Origin of the sequence: Bilifractor sp. LCP19S3_H10 (genome assembly GCF_052119185.1) — a bacterium.
Classification (GTDB): Bacteria; Bacillota; Clostridia; order Lachnospirales; family Lachnospiraceae; genus Bilifractor.
Genome location: NZ_JBQKFT010000003.1, coordinates 164,116 through 190,785 on the forward strand (window position 1 = coordinate 164,116; position 26,670 = coordinate 190,785).

22 protein-coding genes are annotated in these 26,670 nt (G+C 50.0%); 6 read left to right on the plus strand and 16 right to left on the minus strand.

The window, feature by feature from the left end:
* Positions 1-179: 179 nt before the first annotated feature.
* Genes ACTQZS_RS03940 through ACTQZS_RS03950 form a run of 3 tightly spaced genes read right to left on the minus strand, consistent with a single transcriptional unit; the run spans position 180 to position 3,742 of the window.
* Complete coding sequence (locus tag ACTQZS_RS03940; RefSeq protein WP_441474684.1) at positions 180-1,853, minus strand: extracellular solute-binding protein; 1,674 nt, start codon at positions 1,851-1,853, stop codon at positions 180-182.
* Positions 1,854-1,896: 43 nt separating this feature from the next.
* A complete protein-coding gene (locus tag ACTQZS_RS03945; protein WP_441474747.1) occupies positions 1,897-2,814 on the minus strand; it encodes a carbohydrate ABC transporter permease in 918 nt (305 codons plus the stop codon).
* Positions 2,815-2,827: 13 nt separating this feature from the next.
* Positions 2,828-3,742, minus strand: a complete 915-nt coding sequence (locus tag ACTQZS_RS03950; RefSeq protein WP_441474685.1) for an ABC transporter permease — start codon at positions 3,740-3,742, stop codon at positions 2,828-2,830.
* A gap of 734 nt (positions 3,743-4,476) precedes the next feature.
* Here ACTQZS_RS03950 and ACTQZS_RS03955 point away from each other — a divergent pair.
* From ACTQZS_RS03955 to ACTQZS_RS03965, 3 genes are read left to right on the plus strand one after another with little or no spacing between them, the layout of a single operon-like run.
* Entirely contained in the window at positions 4,477-5,562 is a 1,086-nt protein-coding gene (locus ACTQZS_RS03955; protein WP_441474686.1) for a LacI family DNA-binding transcriptional regulator, read from the plus strand.
* Positions 5,559-6,272: a YesL family protein gene (locus ACTQZS_RS03960; protein ID WP_441474687.1), complete on the plus strand. Its 714-nt coding sequence runs from the start codon at positions 5,559-5,561 to the stop codon at positions 6,270-6,272. Before ACTQZS_RS03955 ends, ACTQZS_RS03960 begins: the two co-directional genes overlap by 4 nt.
* Entirely contained in the window at positions 6,269-6,934 is a 666-nt protein-coding gene (locus ACTQZS_RS03965; protein ID WP_441474688.1) for a hypothetical protein, read from the plus strand. Before ACTQZS_RS03960 ends, ACTQZS_RS03965 begins: the two co-directional genes overlap by 4 nt.
* 3 nt (positions 6,935-6,937) lie before the next feature.
* On the opposite strand, the gene codB is transcribed toward ACTQZS_RS03965, so the two are convergent.
* The 4 genes from codB to ACTQZS_RS03985 form a co-directional block, all read right to left on the minus strand.
* A complete protein-coding gene (codB, locus tag ACTQZS_RS03970; RefSeq protein ID WP_441474689.1) occupies positions 6,938-8,203 on the minus strand; it encodes a cytosine permease in 1,266 nt (421 codons plus the stop codon).
* Between the two features lie 314 nt (positions 8,204-8,517).
* The gene (locus ACTQZS_RS03975; protein ID WP_441474690.1) at positions 8,518-9,657 is read right to left on the minus strand and encodes an RNA-guided endonuclease TnpB family protein; all 1,140 of its coding nucleotides are present in this window, start codon (positions 9,655-9,657) and stop codon (positions 8,518-8,520) included.
* Positions 9,638-10,054, minus strand: a complete 417-nt coding sequence (tnpA, locus tag ACTQZS_RS03980) for an IS200/IS605 family transposase (protein WP_441474691.1) — start codon at positions 10,052-10,054, stop codon at positions 9,638-9,640. The genes ACTQZS_RS03975 and tnpA overlap by 20 nt, the downstream gene beginning before the upstream one ends.
* A 193-nt stretch (positions 10,055-10,247) precedes the next feature.
* Positions 10,248-11,330, minus strand: coding sequence for a hypothetical protein (locus tag ACTQZS_RS03985; RefSeq protein WP_441474692.1), 1,083 nt, complete (start codon positions 11,328-11,330; stop codon positions 10,248-10,250).
* Between the two features lie 590 nt (positions 11,331-11,920).
* On the opposite strand from ACTQZS_RS03985, the gene trpS reads away from it, so the two are divergent.
* Complete coding sequence (gene trpS, locus ACTQZS_RS03990; RefSeq protein ID WP_441474693.1) at positions 11,921-13,054, plus strand: tryptophan--tRNA ligase; 1,134 nt, start codon at positions 11,921-11,923, stop codon at positions 13,052-13,054.
* A 403-nt stretch (positions 13,055-13,457) separates the two neighbouring features.
* Positions 13,458-14,825 carry an MATE family efflux transporter gene (locus ACTQZS_RS03995; protein ID WP_441474694.1) on the plus strand — a complete coding sequence of 456 codons (1,368 nt, stop codon included), beginning with the start codon at positions 13,458-13,460 and terminating at the stop codon, positions 14,823-14,825.
* A 103-nt stretch (positions 14,826-14,928) separates the two neighbouring features.
* On the opposite strand, the gene ACTQZS_RS04000 is transcribed toward ACTQZS_RS03995, so the two are convergent.
* The 5 genes from ACTQZS_RS04000 to ACTQZS_RS04020 form a co-directional block, all read right to left on the minus strand.
* Positions 14,929-15,846 carry a ketopantoate reductase family protein gene (locus tag ACTQZS_RS04000; RefSeq protein ID WP_441474695.1) on the minus strand — a complete coding sequence of 306 codons (918 nt, stop codon included), beginning with the start codon at positions 15,844-15,846 and terminating at the stop codon, positions 14,929-14,931.
* A 54-nt stretch (positions 15,847-15,900) separates the two neighbouring features.
* Entirely contained in the window at positions 15,901-16,317 is a 417-nt protein-coding gene (locus tag ACTQZS_RS04005) for an EamA family transporter (RefSeq protein WP_441474696.1), read from the minus strand.
* Positions 16,318-16,633: 316 nt separating this feature from the next.
* Positions 16,634-16,867 carry a hypothetical protein gene (locus ACTQZS_RS04010; RefSeq protein WP_441474697.1) on the minus strand — a complete coding sequence of 78 codons (234 nt, stop codon included), beginning with the start codon at positions 16,865-16,867 and terminating at the stop codon, positions 16,634-16,636.
* An 11-nt stretch (positions 16,868-16,878) separates the two neighbouring features.
* Positions 16,879-17,895, minus strand: coding sequence for a UDP-glucose 4-epimerase GalE (galE, locus tag ACTQZS_RS04015; protein ID WP_441474698.1), 1,017 nt, complete (start codon positions 17,893-17,895; stop codon positions 16,879-16,881).
* Between the two features lie 297 nt (positions 17,896-18,192).
* A complete protein-coding gene (locus ACTQZS_RS04020; RefSeq protein ID WP_441474699.1) occupies positions 18,193-19,374 on the minus strand; it encodes a galactokinase in 1,182 nt (393 codons plus the stop codon).
* Between the two features lie 322 nt (positions 19,375-19,696).
* Here ACTQZS_RS04020 and ACTQZS_RS04025 point away from each other — a divergent pair, with 322 nt between their 5' ends.
* A complete protein-coding gene (locus ACTQZS_RS04025) occupies positions 19,697-20,557 on the plus strand; it encodes an AraC family transcriptional regulator (protein WP_441474700.1) in 861 nt (286 codons plus the stop codon).
* 31 nt (positions 20,558-20,588) lie between these two features.
* Here ACTQZS_RS04025 and ACTQZS_RS04030 read toward each other — a convergent pair whose 3' ends face one another.
* From ACTQZS_RS04030 to ACTQZS_RS04045, 4 genes are all read right to left on the minus strand, one after another.
* Positions 20,589-23,228: a heavy metal translocating P-type ATPase gene (locus ACTQZS_RS04030; RefSeq protein WP_441474701.1), complete on the minus strand. Its 2,640-nt coding sequence runs from the start codon at positions 23,226-23,228 to the stop codon at positions 20,589-20,591.
* Positions 23,229-23,371: 143 nt separating this feature from the next.
* Positions 23,372-23,701: a metal-sensing transcriptional repressor gene (locus ACTQZS_RS04035; RefSeq protein ID WP_441474748.1), complete on the minus strand. Its 330-nt coding sequence runs from the start codon at positions 23,699-23,701 to the stop codon at positions 23,372-23,374.
* 334 nt (positions 23,702-24,035) lie between these two features.
* Complete coding sequence (locus tag ACTQZS_RS04040) at positions 24,036-25,832, minus strand: InlB B-repeat-containing protein (RefSeq protein WP_441474702.1); 1,797 nt, start codon at positions 25,830-25,832, stop codon at positions 24,036-24,038.
* Positions 25,832-26,527: a thiamine diphosphokinase gene (locus ACTQZS_RS04045; protein ID WP_441474703.1), complete on the minus strand. Its 696-nt coding sequence runs from the start codon at positions 26,525-26,527 to the stop codon at positions 25,832-25,834. Before ACTQZS_RS04045 ends, ACTQZS_RS04040 begins: the two co-directional genes overlap by 1 nt.
* Positions 26,528-26,670 lie beyond the last annotated feature (143 nt).

Consider the following 26,670-nt stretch of genomic DNA (forward strand, 5'->3'; position numbering starts at 1 on the left):
GATAACGATATGGTTTTCTGATGTTCATCACCATTATAACAATATGATTTCCTGATGTTCATCACCATAATAACGATACCATTTTCCGATTCTCATTTGATGAAGTTCCACCCGGATTCTCAATACTGCTTCTCTGCGCCGGTATTTGCGGTCATACTTTCTGCCATTATCTGTCCTGCTTACTGATCCAGATCATAGCGATCCAGATATTTCTGGAAAATTCCCAGATACTGCTTTAAACCGTAGGCATCCAGCTTCTTCAGATACGAATTCCACTCGCTGTCAGTCACACCGTTCATGATCCAGTCGGATTTTCTGGCGTTGATCTCAGTGGTGATATCCGCTGTAAGGTTCGAAAGATGCTCGGTATCCTCCTGATTCATGAACAGGTTCGGGTATACGTACTTTCCGTGCATATCCGGCGTGTAGATGTTCTTGATCCAGTCCAGACGGTACTGCGCGTCCGCGGGACAGGTTACATACTTGCCATAGTAATCATTCAGCACCGCAAGCGGTCCGCCGACACATTCTGCCTCTCTGACCTCTACCGGAGAATGATCGCCGAGATCCATGTGCTTCAGCATCGGCTGTCCGTCTGCATTCTTCGACATCTCAAAAATGTGGAACTCACCCTTCTTGCCGTAGGTTCCCCAGTTGTTCTGCGGAGACTGCATCGGCGCATACATCTGATCCAGCCAGCTGCAGACAAGAGCAGGCTTCTTCGCCAGAGCGGTAACCACACATCTTCCGCGGTCAAATCCACTTGTGTACGAGCCGTTCTGCGGCGTGATATTCCTGGTGTCCGCGGTCAGAGCCGGCAGCGGCTCCCAGTCCTTCAGATTATCGATATTGGCGATATCCCAGGAAAAGCATACTCCGTATCTTCCGGATTTTCCCTTGGATACGTAAGTGGACCATTCCTGCGTGAAGCACTCCGGATCGATCAGTCCTTCCTTATAAAGCTTATGCAGCCATTCGATTCCCTTGCGGTAACCGGACTGCGTCGCGGAGCAGATCACCTTCTTGTCGTCCGTGACCGCAATATGGCGCCCTCTGTCTCCATCGCCGTATCCCTCTCCAAATCCGTTAATCAGAATCGCCGGATCCTGATCCCCGTCATTGATGATGAATGACATGGGAATGATACTTCCCTTAATATTGAAATGTTCCTGAAGATCCTTGGAGTGATCATGAAACGCTTTCAGAACCTCCTCAAATTCATCCACCGTCGTCGGCATCTTCAGTCCAAGGTAGTCCAGCCATTTCTTATTGATATAACTCATATCACCGATGGTCTGAATGGCTTCCTTGCCCTCGCCGAGCTGCTCGATCCAGGGAAGCGCCCAGATATGGCCGTTCTCATCGGTACACATCGAACGGTATTCCGGATATTCGTCGAAGACCTTCTTCAGATTCGGCATATACTTGTCGATATAGTCCTCCAGCGGGATGATGACGCCCTGCGTTCCATAACGAAGAAGATCACTGTCTGAAAATCCCGCGGTAAAAATGAAATCCGGAAGTGTAGAATAATTGCTCATCTGAAGCGAGATCTTATCTGACCATTGATCGGATGAGATTGCCTTCCAGTTTACATGTACGTTTGTCTGTTTCTCCAGTCTCTCGAAGATCGCTCTCTTATTCGGATCCGATTCTGTGGCACTCGGATAGCTGGTCATACCGCTGATCGTTTCCTTCTCCTTGAGCGGGAAGGTATAGGAAGCCGGCTCTTCCGGCTTATTTCTTGCCTCTTTATATCCAAAAAACAATTCACCGCAGCCGGTCAGCGATGTCGCCGCGATGGCCGCAGCAAGTGATGCGGCACATATTTTTTTCATCCACTTTTTAAACATTTCTCAGCCTTTCCGCAGATTCTGCTGTAACCCTATCTCAATATCAACCCTTTACCGAACCGACCATGATACCCGCGTCAAAATATTTCTGGAAGAACGGATACATGACGATCAGCGGCAGCGACGAAATAATAATGGTTGCATATTTTAACAGTTCTCCAAGCTGTGCTCTTGCCGCGGTGCTCTGAATATCCGCGATCATTCCCGACTGCGGCTGATTCTGAATCAGGATCGCGCGAAGCACAAGCTGCAGCGGCTGCTTGGATGCCGTATTGATATAAATCATTGCGTCAAAATAACTGTTCCACATGGCAACAAACTGCCAGAGAACCAGGACGGCAATCAGCGGCTTGCAGACCGGAAGAAGAATCCGGAAGAAATACTGCACCTCATTGGCGCCGTCTACAGCAGCAGCCTCTCTCAGCTCCTTCGGAATGCCCTGATAGTAGGTTCTGGCAATGATCATGTTCCATACGGAAAACGCACCCGGAAGAATGACCGCCCAGATCGTGTCCAGTAGTCCGAGGTCGCTGATTACCAGGTAGGTAGGAATCAGTCCGCCTCCAAAGAACATCGTGATGACAAAGATCACGTTGAAGAATCCTCTTCCCTTCAGGTCCTTCCGGGACATCGGGTATGCCGCAAGCATGGTGACCGCAACCGAGATCACGGTGAAAGCCACGGAATAGATGACCGCGTTCAGGAAACCGATCCAGATCTGCTTATTGGTCAGCACCCTCTGATACGCTGTCACCGTCCACTTCTTGAAGTTGAAGGTGATGCCCTGATTCTGAAGGGTCACCGGATCCATAAAGGACGCGATCACAATGTAGATCATCGGAACGATAATCGCAATTACAAAAATTGCAAGAAACAGTCTGCTTATAATGATAAAGGCTTTGTCAGATTTCCCGTATCTGGAAAACGGATGCCTTCTGACCGCTGCGTTGATTTCCGCCATTGCTTTTTCCTCCTCATATTCCCTGTCCGTCATTCATCTTCTCCACGATCTTATTGACCGCGATCAGAAGTATGACATTAATGATCGTATTGAACAGACCTACTGCTGTAGAGAAGCTGTAGTCTCCGTCGAGAAGTCCCTTCTTGTACACATAGGTTGCGATGATCTCCGCAGATTTCAGGTTCATATCCGTCTGCAGCGCATAAGCCTTCTCAAATCCGATGCTCATGATATTTCCTGCCTGAAGAATGAACTGGATCACAACCATGTCCTTGATTGCCGGCCAGTCTACCACGCGGATCTGCTGCCAGATATTTGCTCCATCCAGAGCCGCTGCCTCACGCAGCTCCTGGCTTGCATTGGACAATGCCGCCGTGTACATGATGGAAGCCCATCCGGCTCCCTGCCATATTCCGGAAATGATGTAGATCGGACGGAACGCCTCGGGTATGGTCATGAAATTGATGCTTGTGTGGAGCAGGCCGTTTACCGGTCCCGTTACAGAAAGAAGGATACGGACCATACCACAAAGTACGATGACCGACACGAAGTTCGGCATATACAGAACCGTCTGAATCTTCTTCCGGATGCCCGTGCGTTTGATCTGATTCAGGAATAACGCCAGGATGATCGGAATCGGGAATCCCCAGAGCAATCCGTATACACTCAGCTTCAGTGTATTTACCAGATAGCGGATGAAATCCGGAGACTCCAGGAATCTCTTGAAATACTTCATGCCCACCCACTGGCTTCCAAAGATTCCCTTGATCGGGTTGAAATTCTGAAACGCGATCAGTATGCCTCCCATGGGCGCATACTTGAAAATCAGTGTAAGCAGAAATGCCGGTCCGAGAAAAATCACATAAAGCTGCCAGTGCTGCCTGAAATACAGGAGCCCTCTTCCTTTTTTTCTTGCCTTTTCCTCCATGCTTCCATACCTCCTCATAAATCATTGCATGTCAGATGCCTTGCTGATCTGTCACCCTGCTGTCTCACCATATTGTTGTCCGGTTGCTCTGTTGACGGTTACTTTGTTGTCCGGTTGTTCTGTCGACTCGTTGTTCTGTTGTCCGGTCACTCTATATTGTTTTATCGCTCTGTCTTCGTTGTTCAATATAATTCTCGGGTGGTCATTTGTCAATTGTAAAATGTGCATTTGCACTACTTCTGCGTCGGAAAATGAGCTTTTTGTAAAACTTATACAAGAATGAACAACCAAAACTGTGAACATTTCCGGATGCCTGTCTCAGAACCAGGAAGGACACGCAAAAAACAGGATGCAGATCACAAAATTCAGGATATGCCCTCAGAATTGCCCGATATGTCAGGCTGTCTGCCGGACAAGCCCCTCTGTTTTTTTTGCGTAAATATTCAGGTAATACAGATCTGCTTTTCCGACAACGTTAACAGGCATTATGTAACATATTTGTTTTTACATTTGACAAATTATTATAAGTGCATTATATTATATTGTAGAAAGACAGCAACAGTGCACGCACTATAACAGAAACATTGAACGCAGCTGACAGAGAAGATAACGATAGAAAGCCAGAAATCGGGAACAAAACTGCAGACAAACAGAAATTGAGAACAGCACTGCAGATGAATTACCCCTCCCATTGACCGGAGGCTCAATAGACGAGTAAAAGAGGTTGATAATATATGGAAAACAGAGTCACAATTCAGGACATTGCGGATTCGCTTGGATTATCAAGGAATACCGTCTCCAAGGCAATCAATAACACCGGAGTCCTCGCGGACAGCACCCGTCAGAAGATTCTCGCGCGGGCAATTGAAATGGGATATAAGCAGTTTTCCTACCTTGATCTCGACGCGGTACAGAACAGTCTTACCCCGCCCGCTCCCGCTAAAAATGAAATTGCACTGATCACCACCTGGTTCTTGAACGGCTCTCACTTCTCCGCAATGATGCTGGATAAATTTCAGATGGAAATATCCAAGCGCGGATACTCCATGACTATGCATTTCGCCAGAGCAGAAGATATTGCAGCCCAGAGACTGCCCGCCTCTCTGCGCCTTGAAAACTGCGCGGCAATTATATGTATTGAAGTTTTTGACGCGTCCTACGCGAGATTTATCTGCCAGTCCGGTGTCCCGGTTCTTTTCGTTGATGCCCCTGCCGACCCCGGTGCAGACCCGCTTCCCGCCGACATTCTCACCATGAACAATAATGAAGGCATCAGTCAGTTCATTCACCTTATGAAGAAGCGCGGAATATGTGACATAGGATTTGCGGGAGAGGCCATGCATTGCCGTTCCTTTTTCGAGAGATTCATGGCATACCGGAACAGCATGTACCTGTGTTCCCTTCCAATCCATGAAGAATGGTGCATCACAGAGAAGCCGGATCCCGCCTCCGCTTCCGCCGGAATGAGTCCTGCGGAAGGTTACTTCTACAGAAAGCTGAAGGAATTCCGGAAAATACCGCGCGTTTTTATCTGCGCCAATGACTTTGTGGCAATTGATCTGATGCACGCGCTGAATCATCTGGATCTCAGTGTCCCGGAGGATGTCATGATTCTGGGCTTCGACGACTCCGCGGAGTCCCTTCTGGTGACGCCGAAGCTTTCGACCGTGCATATACACAGTCAGATCATGGGTTTCTCCGCCACTGACCTGATTCTGTCCCGGATTCAGAATCCGGCACTGAATTACCGCACCTGCAGCTGCGAGACCAATCTGATACTCAGAGAATCAACAGAGGGAAGACAGGAGGATCACGAATGAATCATTTCATCAATCCGTATAACCCAGTCATGAATTTTCTCGGAAAACTGCTTGACTGCATACTTCTGAACCTGTTATGGATTCTGTGCAGTCTGCCGCTCTTCACGCTTGGAGCGTCGACCAGCGCACTCTACTACTGCACGCTTAAGCTTGTCAATGATTCCGGAATCTCTCTTCTTCAGGATTTTTTTCACTCCTTCCGCCAGAATTTTCGCGAGGGAACCAAATTGTCCTGTCTGATCATTCCGATTGCGATTGCCTTCTTCTTCTCCGGCCGTTTCTATCGTCAGCGCGCGATAACCTCTCCTCTGTTCATGATCGGCTTCGGTCTGTATATTGTATTTCTGATTGTGTTCGCGATTATCGTTCTGTACGCGTTTCCGCTCCTTTCGCGCTACGATAATTCCTGGAAGGGCACCCTGAAGAACGCGTTTATGATCGGGATCCGCTATCCCGTCTGCACGATCGTAATGGCTGCCATTCATTTCGCGATATACTTTATCGCCATCCGCTATTTTACGCCGGTCATCTTTCTCGGCGAGGGCTTTGCTGCCTTTCTTTGTTCTTACCTTCTGAAACCGGTATTTCGAAAGCTCGAAAATCCGGACGGGGTCTCAGACAGCGAAAATGCAGAAAACGTCCCCGGAAACAGATCCGGGGACGCCGACGCCACACATCAGGATAATATTTTTCACCGGGAGGAAAAATGAAACTCAGAGAAACATTGCGCGGTATGGATCGCAGACAGAGAATCACTTACCTCTGGGATTATTACAAATGGTTTTTTATCCTCCTGATCATCGCGGGAGGAATTCTGATCTATTCGCTTACATCAGTCCTCACCAGAAAGAAAACCGTTCTCTCCGTCGCGCTTGTGAATGTTCAGGCGGACGACAGCATCCTCGACCCCCTCACCGATCAGTTCCTGCAGATGGAACCGGAAGATTTTTCCGGCGGGACGGTAAAGTATGAACGTAATCTTCTGATCGCTGCCGATCCGGAGGACAGCACTCAGGATGGAAGCACAGGTTCCGGCACGGATGGCAGAGCGACTTACACAGCTTCCGGCACGGATAGCGGAGTGCCTTACACAGGTTCAGCTGCGGACGGCGGAGCATCTTATGAATACTCCTACGCATCCCAGATGAAGCTCCTGGCTATGATCACAGATAAAAAGCTGGACGTCGTCCTCATGGATCAGCACACCCGTGATATTTTTCAGCGCCAGGATTATATGTCTGCGTGCGTATCACTGGAAGGCACTTCTCTGTACCGGAAGGCAGGCTTTTCCGAACCTGTATACGCCGGGATCATCCGGAATACACAGCGGCCGGAATCAGCAGAAAAATATCTGGAAATGCTTCAGCAATAATGCCTATGCCCTGCTCTTCCCCGAGGTAAAGTATCCGATCAGATAGATAATCGCCGCCACCGCCATTCCGGTGATCGACGGAATACCCGCGGTGATGATATTTGCTCCCAGCGCTCCCGCGACAACACCGATGACGGAGAACCAGTTAACGGTCTGGAAATCCCGGAAATCATCGGTGTAGTTTTTTCTGTGCAGGAAATAGTCCAGAATCAGGATCACTCCGATCGGCGGAAGGGTGCAGTTCAGGATATTGAGCCAGTGCGTAAAATTCCAGTAGAGCCATACGGCGGTCACCGTTCCGATGACGCCGGAGATCAGAACCATCGGTTTTTTCTTCTGGCCGAAGATGTTCGCGAGGCCAAGGCCGGCGGAGTAAAGCGCATTGTCATTCGTTGTCCAGATATTCAGTCCAAGGACAAGAACAGCCAGATAAAACAGATTCAGGTTGATCATTACTTCGAAGATATCATTTCCTCCCACATAAATGGAAGAAACCGCGCCGAAGAAGAACATCAGTGAGTTCCCGATGAAGAAGGCGACAACCGTAGTAACGACACCCTGCCGGGCATTTCTGGCGAACCTTGAAAAGTTCGGCGTAGCTGTTCCACCGGATACAAAGGATCCGATCACCATCCCCGCTCCTCCGATCACGGTGAGCGTACCGCTTGACTTTGCGAACTGGCTGATCAGAGTCCCGTCGCCTCTCTGAACCGCGAGAATCATAGCCACTGTTCCGAGAATTGCCACAAGCGGAACCGCTATATAGCTGACGATTGTCAGAGACTTTATTCCAAAGTACGCCGAAGAAGTCATGCACGCGCCGGCCACGAGCACTAGAATCCACTCCGCAAGTCTGCTCCCGCCGAGCAGCTCATTTGCCACCGGGATGGCAAACATCGCGACACCGACACCGAACCAGCCGATCTGGGTGAAGCTGATCATCGCCGATGGAAGATAACTTCCCTTCAGTCCGAAGGCACGGCGGCTCATCAGATCCAGACTCATTCCGGTCTTAGCTCCGACATATCCCAGAAGGCCCGTGTACACGGCAAGGATAGCTCCTCCGAGAAACAGCGAGCCGAGAAAGCCGTAAAAATCCAGACCTTTCGCCATCTCCTGCCCGACCCACATGCTCGCCGAGAAAAAAGTAAAACCGAGCATAATCATGAACATTGTAATAAAGCTCTGTCTCCGATCAACCGGCACCGACTGCTCGGCATAGTCGATATCCACCGTAGTTTCCCGCTGCTTCTGATTCTTCCCTCTCATTCTCTCTCCCTCATAAACGCACAAATAGCATAAATCTCATAAACTCATAACTCATAAATAATATAAATAGCATTGATCAGCGACAGATGCAGACTGATATGCCCTTCATCTGTATTGCGAAGTGCATTTCCCGGATGTACAGCAGACCTCCCGGTGCGCCGGTGCAATACCTGTGAACTACTCCGACTTATAGAAGTCGGAGCTTCCTGCTTCAACCACTACTGCGTTGGCTACGATGATACGTAACTCAATGTCTTACACAATGTCTACAGGCGTATAAGTTCGGGCTATTCCATCCCTACTATATATTTTGTTTAGGCTGTTTCAGCAAGTAATCGTAATCCCTCATGCAGGATATTGATTGCTGCATTCTGGTCACGGCTCATAGTGAGCCCACAATCGCATTTTATGATACGTGTCTGCAAACTTTTCATCTCCGGATGGATCTTACCGCAACAATGACATCGCTGCGAGGAAGGAAACCACTTATCTACTTTGACAAGACACTTATTTCTATCAGACAGCTTGTATTCAAGCATCGAAAGAAACATTCCATATCCATTGTCGAGAGTGGCTTTTCCGTTACCGAACCCATGATTTGCCATAGATCGCATATTCAATGTCTCCACACAAACAACATCATACTGATTGACTATCTTAGTAGATATTTTGTGTAGATGATCCATCCGCTGATTAGCAATATGTCTATGAACCTTATTCACCTTACGGAGTTGTTTGAGATAATTATTCGACTTTATCTCATTCTTTTTAGAACCTGCTTTTCGTGATAGCTTACGCTGTTCCTTTGCCAGCTTTCTGTGACTTTCACGATAGTATTTGTGGTTTGAGCCGACAATACCATTGTTGTCTACATATAAGCCATCCGACGCATAATCAAGTCCGATCGCATTTGTCTTGTCGGCTATATAATCGTTTTCGACCAGCTCAAATTCAAAAAGAACAGAAGTATAGAATTTTCCATCTGATTCCTGGAAAACCGTAGCAGATTTTATGATCCATCTGCTATCAGGAATACGGTGGATCACAGCTTTGATTTTACCAACCTTTGGAAGTTTGATATACCTGTTATCTATAATCGCAACCGTACCTTTCTGGTTGTTTGTCGTATAAGATTTTCGGCTATGTTTTTTGGATTTGAACTTTGGAAAACCATTTTTCTTCTTACGGGTTTTGCTAAAAGCATTGTGAAAAGCTGCCTGCAGATCCAGCTGCTTATTGGCGAGAGCAAGACTATCGACTTCCTTGAGATATGGATAATCTTTCTTATACTTTGCCGGTGTAACCGTTGGGAATTTACCAGTTGCTTTATAACCTTCCACCTTATCTGCGAGCATGAGATTATAAACCTTGCGGCAGCAGCCAAAGGTTTTTGCAAACATGATCTTTTGTTCCGTTGTAGGATATATCCGATACTTAACTGCCCTGTTTGCCATCTTTCTTACCCTGAGATTGAATGTATTGCCTAATAATGTCTACAGCAGCTTCTCCTGTAGTCAGCAAACAAAAACTTTGTGACCAAAACATCTCTTTCCAAAGAGATTTACGTATCATAGGAAATTCTTTCTTTATGATACGGCTGCTTGCAGATTTATAGGCATTGATAAATTTACTGATCTCTGTATTTGGCTGTCCTCTAAAAAGAATATGAACATGATCGACATCATGATTCCATTCTTCCAATGTTATGTTATATGTAGGAGCGATCCTCACAAATATTTCTTTCAGACGTATAGAAATCTCGTCATCGATTACCTTGTTCCGATATTTTACGCACATGATAAGATGATAGTGCAGCATGAATACCGAATGATTATTTGTGTCTAATTGCATTGTATTTATAACCTCTATAATAAGTACGACTGACCTATTTATAATCAGATTATAACATAGCAAGACACCAAAGTCAAAAACGCCGTGTTTATGCAATTCATCCCGTATAAGCCGTGTTTATGCAATTCATCCCGCCACATATAGAGGTGGGGGATTTCTTGCTTACGGCGTGTTAAATGATTTCCCGCAACGCCTACAGAATGTATTTTCTTAAGGAATCTGTAAAATCGCGGATTCTCTCATCTGCGATTTCCCTGAGATCTGTCCTCTTCAGGCTCTCTATATACCCCAGTTCCTGCTGGTAGAGCCAATGTGTCACGCTCGGATTCAGGTGCCCGTAGTGACAGTCCAGAACCCAGTCCTCATAAGTGATCGGTGTCCCGTGTCCCAGCTTCTCCTCAAGAAGATCCTTCATCTGAATCCGATCTGCCCGATCCCGAATATCTCTCCAGAAGCCGAGCACCTCGTCCACGTGCTCATGAATCTCGTAACGGCGGGCTCCTCCATCGTAGATGATACATTTTTCAAAAAGGGGGTCCCGCATGGAAAGCGTCACCCTGCGGAATTCCGGCGAAATAATGCCGTCCTTCCAGTAGAAATCAACATCAGGGATATTGACTCCGGATACGCCTCTGTCCTGATAGGTGCTGAAGATTCCCTCGTAGAAGACGCAGTAGAACCCCTCGAACGCAGGCCAGAACTCCCGGAATTTCTCCGTGAGCCTTTCAAGAATTTCGACAGCCTTCGTTCCACCAATCGTAAAGATGATGATATTTCGAAGTGCCGCGCCGCTCGCCCTGTAAAAATCCGTCACATATTCCAGGCACTGAATCAGCGTCTCCCCTGAAGCTATGATATCTCCGATCAGCAGTGTGCTGTCCGGCACCATGGTCAGCTTTGAATACTTGATCTTCAGGCCGGCAAGCTCTTCTTCATTGAAGACACGCTCACTCGACAAAAAGCTGATGTCATGAATCCTCACATGTTCCCGATAGCATGCCTCTTCAAGCGGGTAATTCAAGGCTCCCCGCAGAATCGATAATATATTCGCGCAGGAAACCTTCCCGTTTTCTTTGAAATAATACATCATCTGTGATGTGGCAGGGAGCATGCACCTGTATACCTCATAGCCGACAATCTCCGGCGTATTCATCAGCTTCCTGGTCTCCGACTCTGAGACAATGTAATAATGATTCAGATAATCCTTGCCCTTCAGCTTATAGCAATCGACTCCCTGTTCCGAGAATTCCTTTTCGATATATAACCTGCTCTCCACGATAACAATTCCCCCTCAATCACTTTCCGTACGCAACGGTTTATGTGCAACTCGCGGTAAGCATCTCTCCTCATCCAACGGTTTGTATGCAGCTCGCGGTAAGCATCTCTCCGTATGCATTTCTCTGTATCATCTGCTTCATCCAGACAAAAGCCGGACAAATTCTTTTCAATACTACCACAGAACAGACCGGAATTCATCAACTTTAAAAAAATAAAACAGAATCGCAAAAACAAAATCACCCACAAGCAAATCCCCTGTGAATTCTCCTCTGCCTGTTGACCAGAACCGGAACGCTGTCCGGATTTCGCCTGATCGCCTCCGGAACGAACAATTCATTTCAAATTTCCTTTTTTTATGCTATAGTTGTATAAGTCGGGCAAGAAGGTTGCCCGGGTCTGCGCAGTGCAATCCAGTCTGCAATTCCGACTGTATTTCAGCCTGCATTTTAGGCTGTATTTCAGTCTGCATTTCGGACTGTATTTCGGACCGCATTTCGGACTGTATTTCAGCCTGCATTTCGGATTGCGTTTCAGACTGCACTTTATTTTGCAATTTAAAATTTTTCTGATAAATATATGGGAGGAAGTATGGAAGCAAAAGACTGTAAAAGGAAAGTAATTCTGACCGGAGATCGCCCGACAGGCCGTCTTCATCTCGGTCATTACGTGGGGTCACTGAAGAGAAGGGTACAGTTGCAGAACTCCGGGAAGTTTGATGAAATTAATATTCTGATCGCCGATGATCAGGCACTCACCGACAACTGGAACAACCCACAGAAGATCCGCGACAACATCATTGAGGTTGCTCTGGACTATCTGTCCGTCGGCATTGATCCCGAAAAATCCACCATCTGCATTCAGTCCGGTATCCCGGCTCTCCATGCGCTGACTTTCTACTACATGAATCTTGTAACCACCCAGAGACTGAGCCGCAATCCCACGGTAAAGAACGAAATGACCCTGAGAGGCTTCTCCAGTTCCGAAGGCGTGAACAACAATGAGGCGGGACTTCCCGCCGGCTTCTTCACCTATCCTGTATCTCAGGCCGCGGACATCACTGCCTTCAAGGCAACCACTGTTCCTGCCGGAGAAGACCAGGAGCCGATGCTGGAGCAGACACGCGAGATTGTCCGCAAGTTCAATACAACATACAGCCGGGATGTTCTGGTGGAGCCTGACATTCTTCTGCCGGAAAATGAAACCCAGAGACGGCTTCCCGGTACCGACGGCACCGCCAAAATGTCGAAATCGCTCGGTAACTGCATCTATCTGTCTGATGATCCGAAGACGGTCAAGACAAAGGTCATGGGGATGTATACCGACCCGCAGCACCTGAACATCGCCGATCCCGGACATGTAGAGGGCAACGCTGTGTTTACCTATCTGGACGCATTCTGCACAGATGAGCAGTTTGCCGAATACCTTCCGGAGTACGCAAATCTGGAAGAGATGAAAGATCATTACAGAAGAGGCGGCCTCGGTGACGTGAAATGCAAGAAGTTCCTGATCAAGGTACTGGAAGAAATGCTCACACCGATCCGCGCGGAAAGGGCCAAATGGGCAGCCGATATTCCCGAGGTGTACAACATACTCCGGAAAGGAACGGAGCATGCCGCGAAAGAGACAAACCGGACACTCGAAGAGGTTCGCGACGCGATGCGGATCAATTATTTTGATGATGATGCCATAATCGGTGACTGGGAAGCCTGGATCAATCACTGAACCACGGGACATTACATAGAATCCCAGGTTAATCACTGAACCGGGGCATAAAGCATAGAATCCCGGGTTAATCACTGAACCGGGGCATAAAGCATAGAATCCCGGGTCAATCACTGAACCGGGGCATAAGTCACAGAACGAGATAAAACACGCTGCGCGTGTTTTATCTCGCTATCGCGATGCTCGCCGCACACGAATACTTCGCATTCGGCTGCGGCTCACTGTTCGCGTAAATTCTGATTCGTCCGGACCAGACGCCAGGTGCGCCAGGGGCCGGACGAATTTTGTTCTGCGTTTCTGATGAACGCGAGCTGTGCAGCGAAGAACCGGGGAAAAACTGAGGAAAAAAGAACGGAAGAAAAGAACCGGAAAAAGACTGAGAAAGATAAAGAGGTAATATGAAATGCCATCGCCGTCGATGAAAGAGGGTCTGTTCTCTGACCCGTTATTTAACCGGAAGCTGGTGTCTCTCGCTGTCCCGATTGCTCTGCAGAGCCTTATGCTGGCAGCGGTTGCGGCTGCGGACGCCATTATGCTGGGCAGGCTGAATCAGAACTCCATGGCAGCGGTATCGCTTGCAACGCAGATTCAGTTCGTAATGAACATGTTTCTGAGCTCCGTGGTCTCGGCAGGGTCCATTCTCGGTTCCCAGTACTGGGGCAAACAGGACCTGCGGAGTCTGCACGATATCTTCAATCTCATGCTTCGTCTTTCTTTTCTGATTGATCTTCTGTTCGGACTACTCTGCATCCTGACCCCGGGTCTTCTGATGTCCTTTTTCACCAACGACCCGACACTTTCGGAGATCGGTGTCTCCTATCTCAGGATCGCCGGCTGGTCTTACCTGCTGACCGGTATCTCGCAGTGCTACCTGACCATCATGAAGCTCACAGGCCACGCGAACCGGACAGCGCTCATCTCATCAAGTGCCGTTATCCTGAATATTGTCTTGAACACGATATTCATCTTCGGCCTGATCGGCTTCCCGGAGATGGGCGCAAAGGGAGCCGCGCTCGCCACGCTGATCTCCAGAATCGTCGAGCTGGCATGGGCTGCGGGGTCCTCTCTTCAGAAGGGCTTTGTCCGCCCGGATCTTACGAGGCTTTTTCACCGCAACCGCCTGCTGGGATCGGATTTCCGGAAAATCAGTCTGCCGCTTCTCGGAGCCTCTCTTCTGTGGGGAATCGGTTTTACCTCCTATTCCGCCATCATGGGGCATCTCGGTCAGGATGCCGCTGCCGCCAACTCCGTTGCCGCCGTGGTACGGGATCTTACCTGCTGTATGTGCAACGGTATCGCGAATGCCGGATCCATCCTTCTCGGGAATCAACTCGGTCAGGGGAATCTGGACATGGCGAAAATCTATGGACAACGACTGATGAAGCTTTCCTTCCTCATTGGATTTATCACGACCGCGGTCGTTCTTGCAGTGATTCATCCGGTATTGCTTTTCTACCGGCTGACTCCCAATGCAAGAACATTATGTGCCGGCATGCTTGCTATTACCTCATTTTATATGATCGGCCGATGTGTGAACACGGTCGTAATCAATGGTATCTTCGACGCGGGAGGAGATACGAAATTCGATGTCTACTCCCTCATTGTCGTCATGTGGGGAATTGCCATTCCGGTCGCGCTATGCGGAGCCTTCCTGTTTCACTGGCCGGTTCTTCTGGTCTACGCCTGCACCTGCCTCGATGAGGTTGGAAAAATTCCATGGGTCATTCACCACTTTCACAAATACCGCTGGCTGCGCAATCTCACCCGCTGATGTCGCCGGAAAGCTTTTCTGCCACCTCTTCATAAGCCGGCGCCGGACAGCCTTTCCGCCACTGCTTCATATACTGCCGCCGGAAAACCTCTCCAGCGCTTCTTCATGTGGCGGCGCCGGATAGTTTTTCCGCCACTTTTTCATATGCCGGAGCGTCCACCTTGAGGCGACGGGCGTTCCGGACGACCTCAAAGATCAATCCGTCAATTTCGGAAGCCTTTCCGCAGGCGACATCTTTCTGAAGCGATGTTGTCATATCCGGTTTCAGACTGTCCAGAATATGCAGATTTCTTTTCACAATGTCTTCCGTAAAGACAATTCCCTCTTTTTCCGCGATTCTTCCGATTTCGCGGACAAGCTCACAGAAGAAGTTACGATATATCCCCTCTTTCTGCATCGCCCCTGCGCTGACTCCGAAATAAAGGCCGCATGCTCCCTGCGGTGAGACATAGGAAAACTTCAGCAGCGCGTCTCTTTGGATGTTGTCGCTGAGTCCGCCGCCGATTCCGCATTTTGCAAGATCTTTTTCTATCTCACGAAGAGCCGGACGGAATTCCGAGGAATCCCGCACACCAAAGACAACCCGCAGGATATCACCGCTCATCAGTATTACACCCGGACTGCGAAGCTGGGAGGCGACATAAATACAGCCATCCGTTACCAGAATGCCGGGAAGCTGCTTCTGCATGACTGCCCCGATTCCATAGATATTCAGGATCGGGATGACGATACTGTCCTTGCCGGCAATTCTCCGCAGAAACGGATACAGAGATTCCAGAGAATATCCCTTCACACAGACAAAAATCACGTCCGGATGATCCGTATACTCCTCCATTGTGCAGGCCTTTACCGGTTTCAGTGTGAATTCGTCGTCCGTCCGTATCACACGAAGGCCATTATCCTTCATTGCTCGCAGATGTGCGCCTCTGGCAATGAAGGTCACATCCATTCCTCCGCGAGCCAGATACGCGCCCAGTGCGCCTCCGGTGCCTCCCGCACCGATTACAAGATATTTTCTCATTTCCTCCTCCTTCTGATGCAAACCTCTGGCTGTCATTCTCCTCCTGTCTTCTGTTTATGCGATGACCATGAGCAGTGTGCCGGCGCCGATCAGCACGCATCCGATCACAGATTTCACGGTAACCTGCTCGTGAAGAAACAGAAACGCCATGACAAGGGTGATCACAACGCTCAGCTTATCAACCGGTACTACCTTTGAAGCATCTCCGATCTGGAGCGCTCTGTAATAGCACAGCCAGGATGCTCCTGTCGCAAGACCGGACAGAATCAGAAAGATCCAGCTTCTTCTGCTGATGGAGGCGACACCACCCTGCACATTTGTCAGAAAAACCATTCCCCAGGACATGATGACGACCACAACCGTTCGAATTGCCGTAGCCAGCGTTGAATTCACGCCCTCAATACCGACCTTGGCAAGTATTGAGGTCAATGCCGCGAAGATCGACGAACCAATTGCAAAAAATAGCCACATACCGCTCTCCTTTCCTCTCATTAAAAAGAGTAAAACAAAATCCACGCCTTTTTTATTATACCATATTGAGTAACCCCAATACGATACATTGCGACTGGACTTATACAGTACACACTCATATGATACTTCGTGCCACAAACTGTATAAGTCCCCGCGTCACTTCGTGCTCATACCTGTTGTCGTCGCTAATGTTCTTGTCCACAGGTGAGCAAGCTCCCCGTGGGCCAAGAACATTGCGACTGGACTTATACAGTACAAAAATCCCGGCGAATTGATCCGCCGGGGTTTTGGTATACATATTGAATGGCAGATCATGTCACCTGCTGCCATCAGTAACTTTTATTTTATCAAAGCGCAGCATGATCTGAAAATAATCATCCACCTCTTTATTGATGACATTTCTGATATCCGCAAATACGGATTTCAGCTTTGCGCTAGGGAACGTCCAGCAGACCTGCTCAAGTAGATGATTATCATCTCCTGCAGAGGCTTCCGTCGTCAACAGATTGTATCCCTGTTTTCTTCTCCGCTGAATTTGCGTCAGAATCACTGTCTGCGATCTTATTCTCCATATCCGTCGGGATTTTTCACCTGCCAGTTCCAGGAATCCCGGCACATATCCTCAATGTTCTTCTCGGCTGTCCATCCGAGAATTTCCTTTGCCTTTGTCGGATCCGAATAACAGGTCGCGATATCTCCGGGACGTCTCGGATCAATGACATACGGGATTTCCTTGTCGCAGGCCTTGGAAAACGCTTTGATGATGTCGAGAACAGAATACCCCACACCGGTACCAAGATTGAAGATCTGAACATCATCAAGCTTCTGGAATCCTTCGATAGCCTTCACATGTCCCTTCGCCAGATCTACGACATGGATATAATCACGAACGCCGGTACCATCCGGTGTATCGTAATCGTTGCCGAAGACATGAACCTTCTCAAGCTTTCCCGAAGCGACCTGTGCGACATAGGGCAGAAGGTTGTTCGGAATTCCCTTCGGATCCTCTCCGATAAGACCGCTTTCGTGTGCGCCGATCGGATTGAAATAACGAAGCAGCATGATCTTCCAGCTGTGATCCGCCTTCCAGATATCGGTCAGGATTCTCTCCTGCATAGCTTTCGTCTCTCCGTACGGATTCGTCGTAGTACCGAGCGGGCACTTCTCCGTGATCGGAATTTCGGCCGGGTCTCCGTACACCGTGGCGGAGGATGAGAAAACAAACTGTTTGCAGCCGTGATTTCTCATAACATCGGTAAGCGTAAGCGTACTCAGCAGATTGTTTGTATAATATTCAATCGGTTTTCTCGTGGACTCTCCGACCGCCTTGTAACCGGCAAAATGAATTACCGCATCAATCTTCTCAGCGTCAAACAGAGCATCCAGTGCCTTGCGGTCACATATGTCAATCTTGTAGAACTTCGGTCTTTTTCCGGTGATTGTCTCAATCCGGTCCACCACAAGTTCCTTTGAATTGTAAAGATTGTCTGCAATCACCACATCATAGCCTGCGTTCAGAAGCTCCACACAGGTATGACTTCCGATAAATCCAGTTCCGCCTGTAACTAAAATCTGCATTGCTTTCTCCTTCCTGTCATCCTGAAGATGATGCATGACGCAACCCGCCCGCGGGTCACGCGATCTCCTGATTCTGTCTCATTTTCATTCTTCGAAGTCTGTTTCTTCGAAATCTGTATCCCGCACTTTGTCTGTGCTGCGCGGTCACCATCCTGTGCTGTCTCAATTCTGTGTTCTTTCTGCAGCAGGCAATCTCTGCCCTGCGCGGTTCCTCTGCTGCGGCGTCTCAAAACGGTGCTTTCCCTCTGCAACGGCATCTCTATGCTCCGACGCTTCCGAGCCACGCTGCTCCTGATTTCAGCATATCTCCGACGGGCCATCTCCGATGGATACAATATAGAAGGACGGCACAAGACCGGTTCTGTCCGTATAATTTCTGCCGACCTGATCGACAAATGTATCAATGGCATCATCCTTCACAATATTAACCGTACATCCGCCGAATCCGCCTCCGGTCATCCGGGCGCCAATCACCCCCGGAATCTTCCAGGCTTCTTCCGCCAGCACGTCCAGCTCTCTGCAGGAAACCTCGAAATCATCCCGGAGAGAGACATGAGATGCATTCATCAGCTTTCCGAAAGCCTGAATGTCTCCCTGATTGAGCTTTTCCACCGCCTCCGTGGTGCGGGCGTCTTCATAGACCGCGTGTTTCGCACGTTTCCTGCACACAGGATCCGCAATCGTGCTGCTCAGCTCTTCAAACTCTGCGGGCTTGAGCTCACAAAGTGCCTTGAGTTCCGGGCGAACCTTCTGCAGATCCTCCAGCGCGGTTTCACACTCCCGGCGGCGGTCGTTGTACGCGGAATTTGCCAGCTCATGCGGCTTATTCGTATTCACAATCACAAGCTTCGCATCGCCGATCGGAAGGGGCGCGTACTGATATTCCAGCGTCGCCGCATTCAGGAAAATAGCCATATCCTTCCGTCCCATAGCGGAAGCGAACTGATCCATGATCCCGCAGTTCATTCCGACAAAGCGATTCTCGGCGATCTGCCCGAGCTTTGCGTTCCGGATCTGATCCTCCTCAAAACCGTAAAGCCGCATCAATGCCTCCCCGGTAAGCACCTCAAGAGACGCGCTTGAGGAGAGCCCGGACTTCGGCGGAATGGTTCCGCTGCATACGAAGTCAAATCCTGTCGGTATATCCATACCCGCCTGACGGTAAGCCCACACGACGCCCTTGGCATAGTTCGTCCATCCGTCTTCCTTTTTGTAGGTGAGATCGTCCAGATCCGCCTCAATCACGCCGTCCTCTGCGAGGTTCACGGAATAAAACCTCAGCTTCCGGTCATCTCTCTTCCGGACAGCCGCATAGGTGCCGAGAGTGAGCGCGCACGGAAATACGTGCCCGCCATTATAATCGATATGCTCCCCGATCAGGTTCACACGCCCCGGCGCAAAAAATACCCGTTCTCCGCTTCCGCCGAACTTTTCTTCAAATGTTTTTCTCAATTCTTCGATTACTTTCTGATCTGTCATACTTACCTTCCCCTGTATAATCCGCAGCTTGTTCAGTAAACGGCCATACGATAAGTCGTGCCACACACTATATGGCATGACCATCTGCTACCATCTCTATTGTGCACCATTCCCCATAACAGTACAATAGCATTTCGTACTATCCATATGTAATTTTGTTGCAGAAGAGCTTCATCCGGCATATACTGAACTCAGCAGTCACGGCAGCTGCATGACAATGCCTGCTCCCGCGCAATCCTGCAGCCGGTCTGTAAGAAACGCATCTGAACCGGATACATTTTACCACATATTCCATGATTTTCCAAAGAGAGGTGCGGAAGAAATGAGCGAGCTTCCCATGGGATTCAAGCAGAGCAACAAGGTATCAGAAAAACAGAACATGATTTCTCTGTCCGTCTATAACGTCGGCAGACAAAAGTGCACACCCGGATATAAATGGGGTCCCGGTGTCCGGGATCATTTTCTGATTCATTACATCAGCTCGGGTTCCGGGACGTACACCGCCGCCGGTCATACCTTCCGCCTTCATTCCGGAGATATGTTTCTGGCCATGCCGGAGACTGAGATTTTCTATCAGGCAGACGAAAGTGATCCCTGGACTTATGAATGGGTTGGCTTTGCGGGTGCAGATGCTGCCGCTCTCGTGAGCAGAACAGATTTTTCCAGCAGTCAGCTAGTCCTTCGACAGCTTCCATACGGAGCTGAGGTAAGAAAGCACCTCCGGCGGATTGACGAAGCTTTCGGGAATACTTTCTGCGACGCTGTGCGAATGACAGGAGAGCTCTACCTGCTGCTCGGAATTCTGATCTCCAATGCGACCCGTCAGGTACGTCTTCCGGCGACCGCGGAAGACAATATCTCCCGCGCCATCGAATATATTGCCTCACGTTATTCCTACTCCCTTACCATCGGCGACATTGCATCCTACGTAGGCGTAAGCCGGAGTACTCTGTTCCGGGAATTCCGGGAGGGCATGAACATCTCTCCAAAGGAATACCTGGACCGCTACCGCATCCGCCGCGCCTGCCTTCTGCTGAAAGACACCAACCTCACGATCGCTTCTGTTGCAGCTTCCGTGGGTTACGACAATGGGCTTTATTTTTCGAAGGCATTCCGTCGTATGACAGGAATGACGCCCTCCGATTTCAGAAATCAGAGGGCGCCAGCGCATGGTTCCGGCTGAACGCCGGAACCGGATTCTAATTGCATCTCATTCATTCGATTCCCACGAATTCGTATCCGGCATCCTTGACAGCTTTCCGGATCTCATCCTCAGGCACTTCCCGGCTGAGCTTCAGAATGGCCTGTTTCTTCTCATGGGACGCCTCCGCGCTCTCCACCCCGTCGAGTGCTTCAAGTGCCTTCTTTACATGCATTTCACAGTGATTGCACATCATTCCATCAATTTTTACAGTTTCTGTCATCCTTTTGTCCTCCTTATTCATCTCATTGGTATCATTCTTATCTTCAGCTGCATTGCAGCAGAGATCCGTACCGGCAGCCGCAGCCATCCCTGTCGCTGATGTTTCGGCAGGCCCTGCCGTATATGCCTCGGGCAGCGCTCTCTTCTTCATCGCTCTGTCGCGGGATACGTTATGCACCTTGAACAGATTCAGACGGAGCGCATTCATGCATACCGTGAAGCTTGAGAGAGACATGGCAGCCGCTCCCCACATCGGATTCATCTCTATGCCCGGGTAGAGTCCCGCCGCCATAGGAATCAGCAGCGCGTTATAAGCAAACGCCCAGAACAGGTTCTCATGAATATTGCGAAGAGTCGCGCGGCTCAGACGAACCGCCGCGGATACATCGGTCAGACGGGAATTCATCAGCACAATATCTGCCGAATCGATAGCGACGTCCGTGCCTGCTCCGATCGCGATTCCCGTATCTGCTCTTGTGAGCGCCGGCGCATCATTGATGCCGTCTCCGACCATTGCCACCTTGCCGCGCTTCTGGAGCTCGCGGATCACAGCCTCCTTGCCGTCCGGGAGAACGCCCGCAATCACACGGTCCACGCCCGCCTGCGCGCCGATCGACTTTGCGGTCGCTTCATTATCTCCGGTAAGCATAACAACCTCAATCCCCATATTCCGGAGTTCCTGTACGGCCTGTGCGGAATCCGCCTTAATAATATCCGCTACGGCAATAATCCCGAGAAGCTTCCCCTCCCGTTCAAAATAAAGCGGGGTTTTTCCATCCTTCGCAAGGGAATCTGCCCTTTTCAGCAGATCCTCAGGGACCGCGGCAAGCGTGGAGATAAAGTTTCCGGAACCTCCGTGAAGAACCTGCCCGTCTATCCGTCCGGTCAGACCGCTTCCGGTCAGTGCAGCAAAATCTGCCACTTCAGCCGCCTGCAGTCCCTCCTTCTCTCCCTCGGCCACAATTGCTCTTGCGAGAGGATGCTCACTCTTCTGCTCGAGCGCGTAAGCCACGCTCATCAACTCCGTCTTACCGACTCCGTCAGCAGGGATGATATCGGTAACCGCAGGTTTGCCTTCGGTGATGGTTCCGGTCTTGTCAAGAGCCACAATCTGTACTCTTCCCGCGTTCTCAAGGGCCTCCGAGGTCTTAAACAGCACTCCGTTTCTCGCACCCATCCCGTTTCCGACCATGATCGCCACAGGAGTGGCAAGTCCAAGTGCACAGGGGCAGGAAATGACGAGAACGCTGATGGCCCGCTCAAGGGCAAATGCCGGTGTCTGTCCGAGAAGCAGCCAGATCACCATCACCGCAACAGCGATCAGAATAACCGCCGGCACAAAAATTCCGGAAACTCTGTCGGCGATTCTGGCAATCGGAGCCTTCGTCGACGCAGCGTCGCTGACCATCTGAATGATCTGTGAGAACGTGGTGTCCTCTCCGATCCTTGTCGTCCTCGCACGAATATATCCGGAACGGTTTATCGTTGCGGCGCTGACCGGATCATCTACTCCCTTATCAACCGGAACGGACTCGCCGGTGAGCGCAGATTCATCAACAGCTGTTGTGCCTTCGATGATCACACCGTCAACCGGAATGGATTCGCCGGGTTTCACAACAAAAATGTCCCCGGGATGCACCTCATCAATCGATATTTCGACCTGCTGTCCGTCCCGCTCCACAACCGCCGTCTTCGGAGCCATCTTCATCAGATTCTTCAAAGCATCTGTCGTTCTTCCCTTGGAGAGAGATTCCAGTGTCTTTCCAACGGTGATCAGTGCCGGTATCATCGCCGCCGACTCAAAATACAGCTGATTATGATACAGCGGCATCAGGTCCATGTTCGATGTGCCGGTTGTCAGCAGATATGTCATCCGGAACAGGATGAACAGGGACCAGCCGAAGGATACGCCGGAGCCCAGAGCCACCAGTGTATCCATATTGGGAGAGCCGTGAAAGAGCGACTTGAAGCCGGAGATAAAAAATGCCCGGTTGATGATCATCACCACGATCGTAAGCAGCATCTGAAGAATCGCAAGACCGATGTGGTTATGTACCAGAAATTCCGGTACCGGCCAGTTCCACATATTGTGCCCCATTGTGATATACATCAGCGCGATCAGAAATCCGACAGACAGAATCAGCCGACGGACAAGCTTCGGCGTCTCGCGGTCCTTCAGTGCGTCCTCCTCTGCCGCAAGCTTTGCGGCAGAACTCTGCTTCTGTGCGGCAGCATTCTTCGGCTCGGCACCGTATCCGGCATCCTCCACCGCTTTTATGATTTCAGCCGGTCCGGCTGTACCGTCAACAGCCATCGAATTGGTCAGAAGAGAAACCGATACCGATTTCACTCCCGGAACCTTTGAAACAGCTTTTTCCACATGGGCCTGGCATGAAGCACATGTCATACCTGTTACAATATACTGATTCATTGTGACTTTGACCTTCTTTCTTCATGTTAAATCCTTCGATTTCCGCAATTCTTACTCAAAATGCATCCATCTCTGTATTCGTTTCTCAAAATACTTCCCTTTCCGCATTTCACGCCCGAAACGCTTTCCTTTCCGTATTTCACTTATTTCATAAGCTTCTGAAGCACACTGCACAGCTCATCAATTGTCTCATCATTGCCCTGACGGATATCATTTGCCACGCAGCCACGGATATGACAGCCGAGAAGCACCTTGTTGAAGCTGTTCAGCGCACTTGTCGCGGCTGAAACCTGAATCAAAATGTCCGGACAGTAGGCATTATTCTCCACCATCTTCTCAATACCACGAATCTGTCCTTCCACCCTTTTCAGACGAGTCAGCAAAGCCTTCTGCTCCTCCGGCGTCCTCGCCTTGTGCTTTCCCGATCCACATCCGCAGGTATTTTCTCCCGCAAGAACTGCTTCTTCGAGCATTTCAGCGTCCTTGTCCGCCTGCCAGTCTTCACCGTCCAAAGCATGATCCGAACAACATGCAGGTATCTTTGTTTTCTTCTCTTCTAAATCTTTCATAACCGCCTCCCGTAATACCCCGGCCGGGTATCTCATCTGTTGTTAGAATATACCCTTACGGGGTATATGTCAACCATATTTTTTCATTGCTAACTGGCAACTATATTTTATCATTGGTGACTGGCAACATAGTTTATCCGTTGTAACTGGCAATCATCTGAAATATACTTCGCATTCGGCTACGGCTCACTGTTCCTGTAAAAAAGGCTGCCGCACTTTCGTGCAGCAGCCTGCTTTTTCATTCTCTTTTGCGGTTTTTCATCTGAATCAGGACGCCCAGGATGACCATCAGAAGAATTCCTGCAGCATCTGCTGCAGCGGCAGCCCGATAATCAAAGACTTCCCCTGTGAGCGAGAGATCTCCGTTCTCTGCCTCTGTAATCGTCCGAACCTCCCGTCCATTTTCATCGGTCCAGAATCCGAATGACGTCAGGAATGGCATTGCCGGATTTTTCAGCCGGAGCGGCAGATTCTCCACGGTGTACGTCTCCGGAAGCCCCGCAATGCTGTATACCCCCGGAGTGTACCGGATATGATAGACGACGGGTTCGGCACTCATGGTGATTTCCACATCATGATCGGGCATCCGGAAGTCAGCGCCATCCGCCTCATTGCCCGGCAGCGCATCCGGCAGATCTCCGGTAATTTTCAGATCTTTGTATCCCCTCTCCTCCGACGCGAGAAGACTGACCTCATCGCCGAACGTGCAGCGGATCGTAAAACTCCGCTCCCGATCGCCGGATTTTTGACTTCCCGGAACCGATTCCCCGTTGAGACTGACTCCCTTTCCGGCGTGAATCGTCAGCTTGTACGACAGCGGAGTATAAGTGAACTCAAATTTTGCGGCACCGTCTGCGGAAATGACGCCGGTCTGCGCATCGGGAGTCTTGTATCCATCTTTTGCCGGCGGATTCACCGTTATTTTTTCCCCGGTCGTCCCATATCTCGTCTCCACATCATCCGCTTCGCTCCCGCAGTGAAAAATCACCTGATACGGTGTGTGATCCGATGTCTTCCACGATGCCGTAAGGGTGATATTCTCAGACGGCATCTCTGTCTGATCCGTCACTCTGCTTCCGTTCAGACACCAGCCGTCAAAAACATATCCCTTTTTTTCAGGTGCCGGCAGATCTGTCAGGGATTCTCCCTCCCGGATCTTTTTCTCTTTTACAGGGCAGGTCCCGCCCGCCGCGTCAAAGACAACCGTATATTCTCTCTTTTCCGCCTCCGACACCGCATTCCGGATGTAATCATGAATGGCCCGATAGGTGCCGTCGTCATAATGAATTCCATCCACTGTGGCGTAGCCTCCCGACAGAAGGCTACTGTAGGAATCGATCCAGGTAACCTTGTCACTCAGCGCGTTCCTCAGCGTATCATTGAACGGCGCGCAGGTGCCATCATTGGAATAAACCGATGAGGACGTCTCCGCTCCTCCGTTTCGGTGGCCGACCGGATTCACGGAATCAAAGAACACGCGGTTGCCGTCCCTGCTCCAGCTGTCTGCGTTCGCATTCACATATTCCGCATAACGGTTCGCGCTGCTCACAGGGGAACCCATATCATTGCAGCCCATGAGGATAACAAGATCTGTATTCCCCTGTTCCATCCAGGGCTCTGCCTCTGCCATACCTGTTCCGGCAAACCAGTCAAAACCCATGGCTACACGTCCGATATAAATCTCATTTCCCAGAGATGCGTTAATGTCCTCGCTGTAGCCGGACCCGGAAAGCGTGATGTACATGCCGACCGTTCTGGAATCCCCGACAAAGACAATTCTGCGGTTTTCATCTGCCGTCCCCGCAGCCGCGCCATCCGTTTTAACCGTACGCACTGTCTCGGTATTTTCCGCCCATGAACTCTTTCCTGCGGTACTCACCGTACCGGAAATTTCCGCTCCGGCGGCAGGAAGCGCGAGAAACAGGAGCATAGCGGCAAAGAGGCTGACAAGTATGCCTGCAAACCGCAGATGCGGATAAGATCGTCTGTGACCGGATCCGTCATTTGAGTGTTGTCCGAATGTATGATCCCTCATCAGTCCCTTGTCTCCATGACGATCAGAATTCCTTCCCTGCACTCGATGATACCCTCATCTGCGACAATCTCATTGCTTGTCGTAAGCCCTCCGTCGCCCTGGATGATGTCCGCGTCCTTCAGCGGATATCGGAATCCTGTGAGGCTGACCCCGTGAGCCTCTCCGCGAAACGGGTAGACCGAGACATACTTTCCGTACTGCTCCGATTTTGGGATCACGATTTTCCGTCCCACCGGCATGGAGATCCGGTTCGTTCCGTCGATGATACTGCCCTCAATCCCTTGTGCATAGAGCTTATACAGGTCAAACACACTGCTGAAGACATGATCCAGCCTCGAACCCGTAGCCCCGAAAAAGCAGACGGCATCCGCGCCGACGGATACAGCCTTCTCGAGAGCAATGTCGGTATCCGTCATATCCTTTTCCGGACGGTATTCATCGATCGGGATACCTGCCCTCCGGAATGCGGCAAGCTCCGGGGAAGCCTCCGCTCTCTCCTTCGATGACAGTGCCGTTCCACCCGCGGAAAGGCTGTCAAAGTCTCCCACGATATAATCCGGCGTGATCTGGTTCTGATAGCAGAACCGTACGCCACGGTCCGCCGCGATGCAGATCTCCGGTTTTTCCTTATTCAGATACTCCAGGGCAGCCCTTTTATCGATGCTTCCCCCGGAAAAAATAACCACTTTCCGCACGTTTTTCTTCTTTCCTCTCGCTCGTTCTTATCCCCGCGTATTGTTCCGCTCTCATCTATCCCTGCCGTATCACTGCAGGATTATTCCGGCTTCTTACCTTAAAAATTTATACCCGCAAGCCTTCTCCGGCGTCCGGTGCGTGT

What these genes read in the sequence shown, in the direction of transcription:
- ACTQZS_RS03955 (WP_441474686.1), top strand. Translation starts at nt 4,477, where the DNA reads ATGGAAAACAGAGTCACAATTCAGGACATTGCGGATTCGCTTGGATTA.
- ACTQZS_RS03950 (WP_441474685.1), bottom strand. Translation starts at nt 3,742, where the DNA reads ATGGAGGAAAAGGCAAGAAAAAAAGGAAGAGGGCTCCTGTATTTCAGG.
- tnpA (WP_441474691.1), bottom strand. Translation starts at nt 10,054, where the DNA reads ATGCAATTAGACACAAATAATCATTCGGTATTCATGCTGCACTATCAT.
- ACTQZS_RS04020 (WP_441474699.1), bottom strand. Translation starts at nt 19,374, where the DNA reads ATGACAGATCAGAAAGTAATCGAAGAATTGAGAAAAACATTTGAAGAA.
- ACTQZS_RS03945 (WP_441474747.1), bottom strand. Translation starts at nt 2,814, where the DNA reads ATGGCGGAAATCAACGCAGCGGTCAGAAGGCATCCGTTTTCCAGATAC.
- ACTQZS_RS03975 (WP_441474690.1), bottom strand. Translation starts at nt 9,657, where the DNA reads ATGGCAAACAGGGCAGTTAAGTATCGGATATATCCTACAACGGAACAA.
- trpS (WP_441474693.1), top strand. Translation starts at nt 11,921, where the DNA reads ATGGAAGCAAAAGACTGTAAAAGGAAAGTAATTCTGACCGGAGATCGC.
- ACTQZS_RS04025 (WP_441474700.1), top strand. Translation starts at nt 19,697, where the DNA reads ATGAGCGAGCTTCCCATGGGATTCAAGCAGAGCAACAAGGTATCAGAA.
- ACTQZS_RS04000 (WP_441474695.1), bottom strand. Translation starts at nt 15,846, where the DNA reads ATGAGAAAATATCTTGTAATCGGTGCGGGAGGCACCGGAGGCGCACTG.
- ACTQZS_RS03995 (WP_441474694.1), top strand. Translation starts at nt 13,458, where the DNA reads ATGCCATCGCCGTCGATGAAAGAGGGTCTGTTCTCTGACCCGTTATTT.
- ACTQZS_RS03965 (WP_441474688.1), top strand. Translation starts at nt 6,269, where the DNA reads ATGAAACTCAGAGAAACATTGCGCGGTATGGATCGCAGACAGAGAATC.
- ACTQZS_RS04040 (WP_441474702.1), bottom strand. Translation starts at nt 25,832, where the DNA reads ATGAGGGATCATACATTCGGACAACACTCAAATGACGGATCCGGTCAC.
- ACTQZS_RS04005 (WP_441474696.1), bottom strand. Translation starts at nt 16,317, where the DNA reads ATGTGGCTATTTTTTGCAATTGGTTCGTCGATCTTCGCGGCATTGACC.
- codB (WP_441474689.1), bottom strand. Translation starts at nt 8,203, where the DNA reads ATGAGAGGGAAGAATCAGAAGCAGCGGGAAACTACGGTGGATATCGAC.
- ACTQZS_RS04035 (WP_441474748.1), bottom strand. Translation starts at nt 23,701, where the DNA reads ATGCTCGAAGAAGCAGTTCTTGCGGGAGAAAATACCTGCGGATGTGGA.
- ACTQZS_RS03940 (WP_441474684.1), bottom strand. Translation starts at nt 1,853, where the DNA reads ATGTTTAAAAAGTGGATGAAAAAAATATGTGCCGCATCACTTGCTGCG.
- ACTQZS_RS03960 (WP_441474687.1), top strand. Translation starts at nt 5,559, where the DNA reads ATGAATCATTTCATCAATCCGTATAACCCAGTCATGAATTTTCTCGGA.
- ACTQZS_RS04030 (WP_441474701.1), bottom strand. Translation starts at nt 23,228, where the DNA reads ATGAATCAGTATATTGTAACAGGTATGACATGTGCTTCATGCCAGGCC.
- galE (WP_441474698.1), bottom strand. Translation starts at nt 17,895, where the DNA reads ATGCAGATTTTAGTTACAGGCGGAACTGGATTTATCGGAAGTCATACC.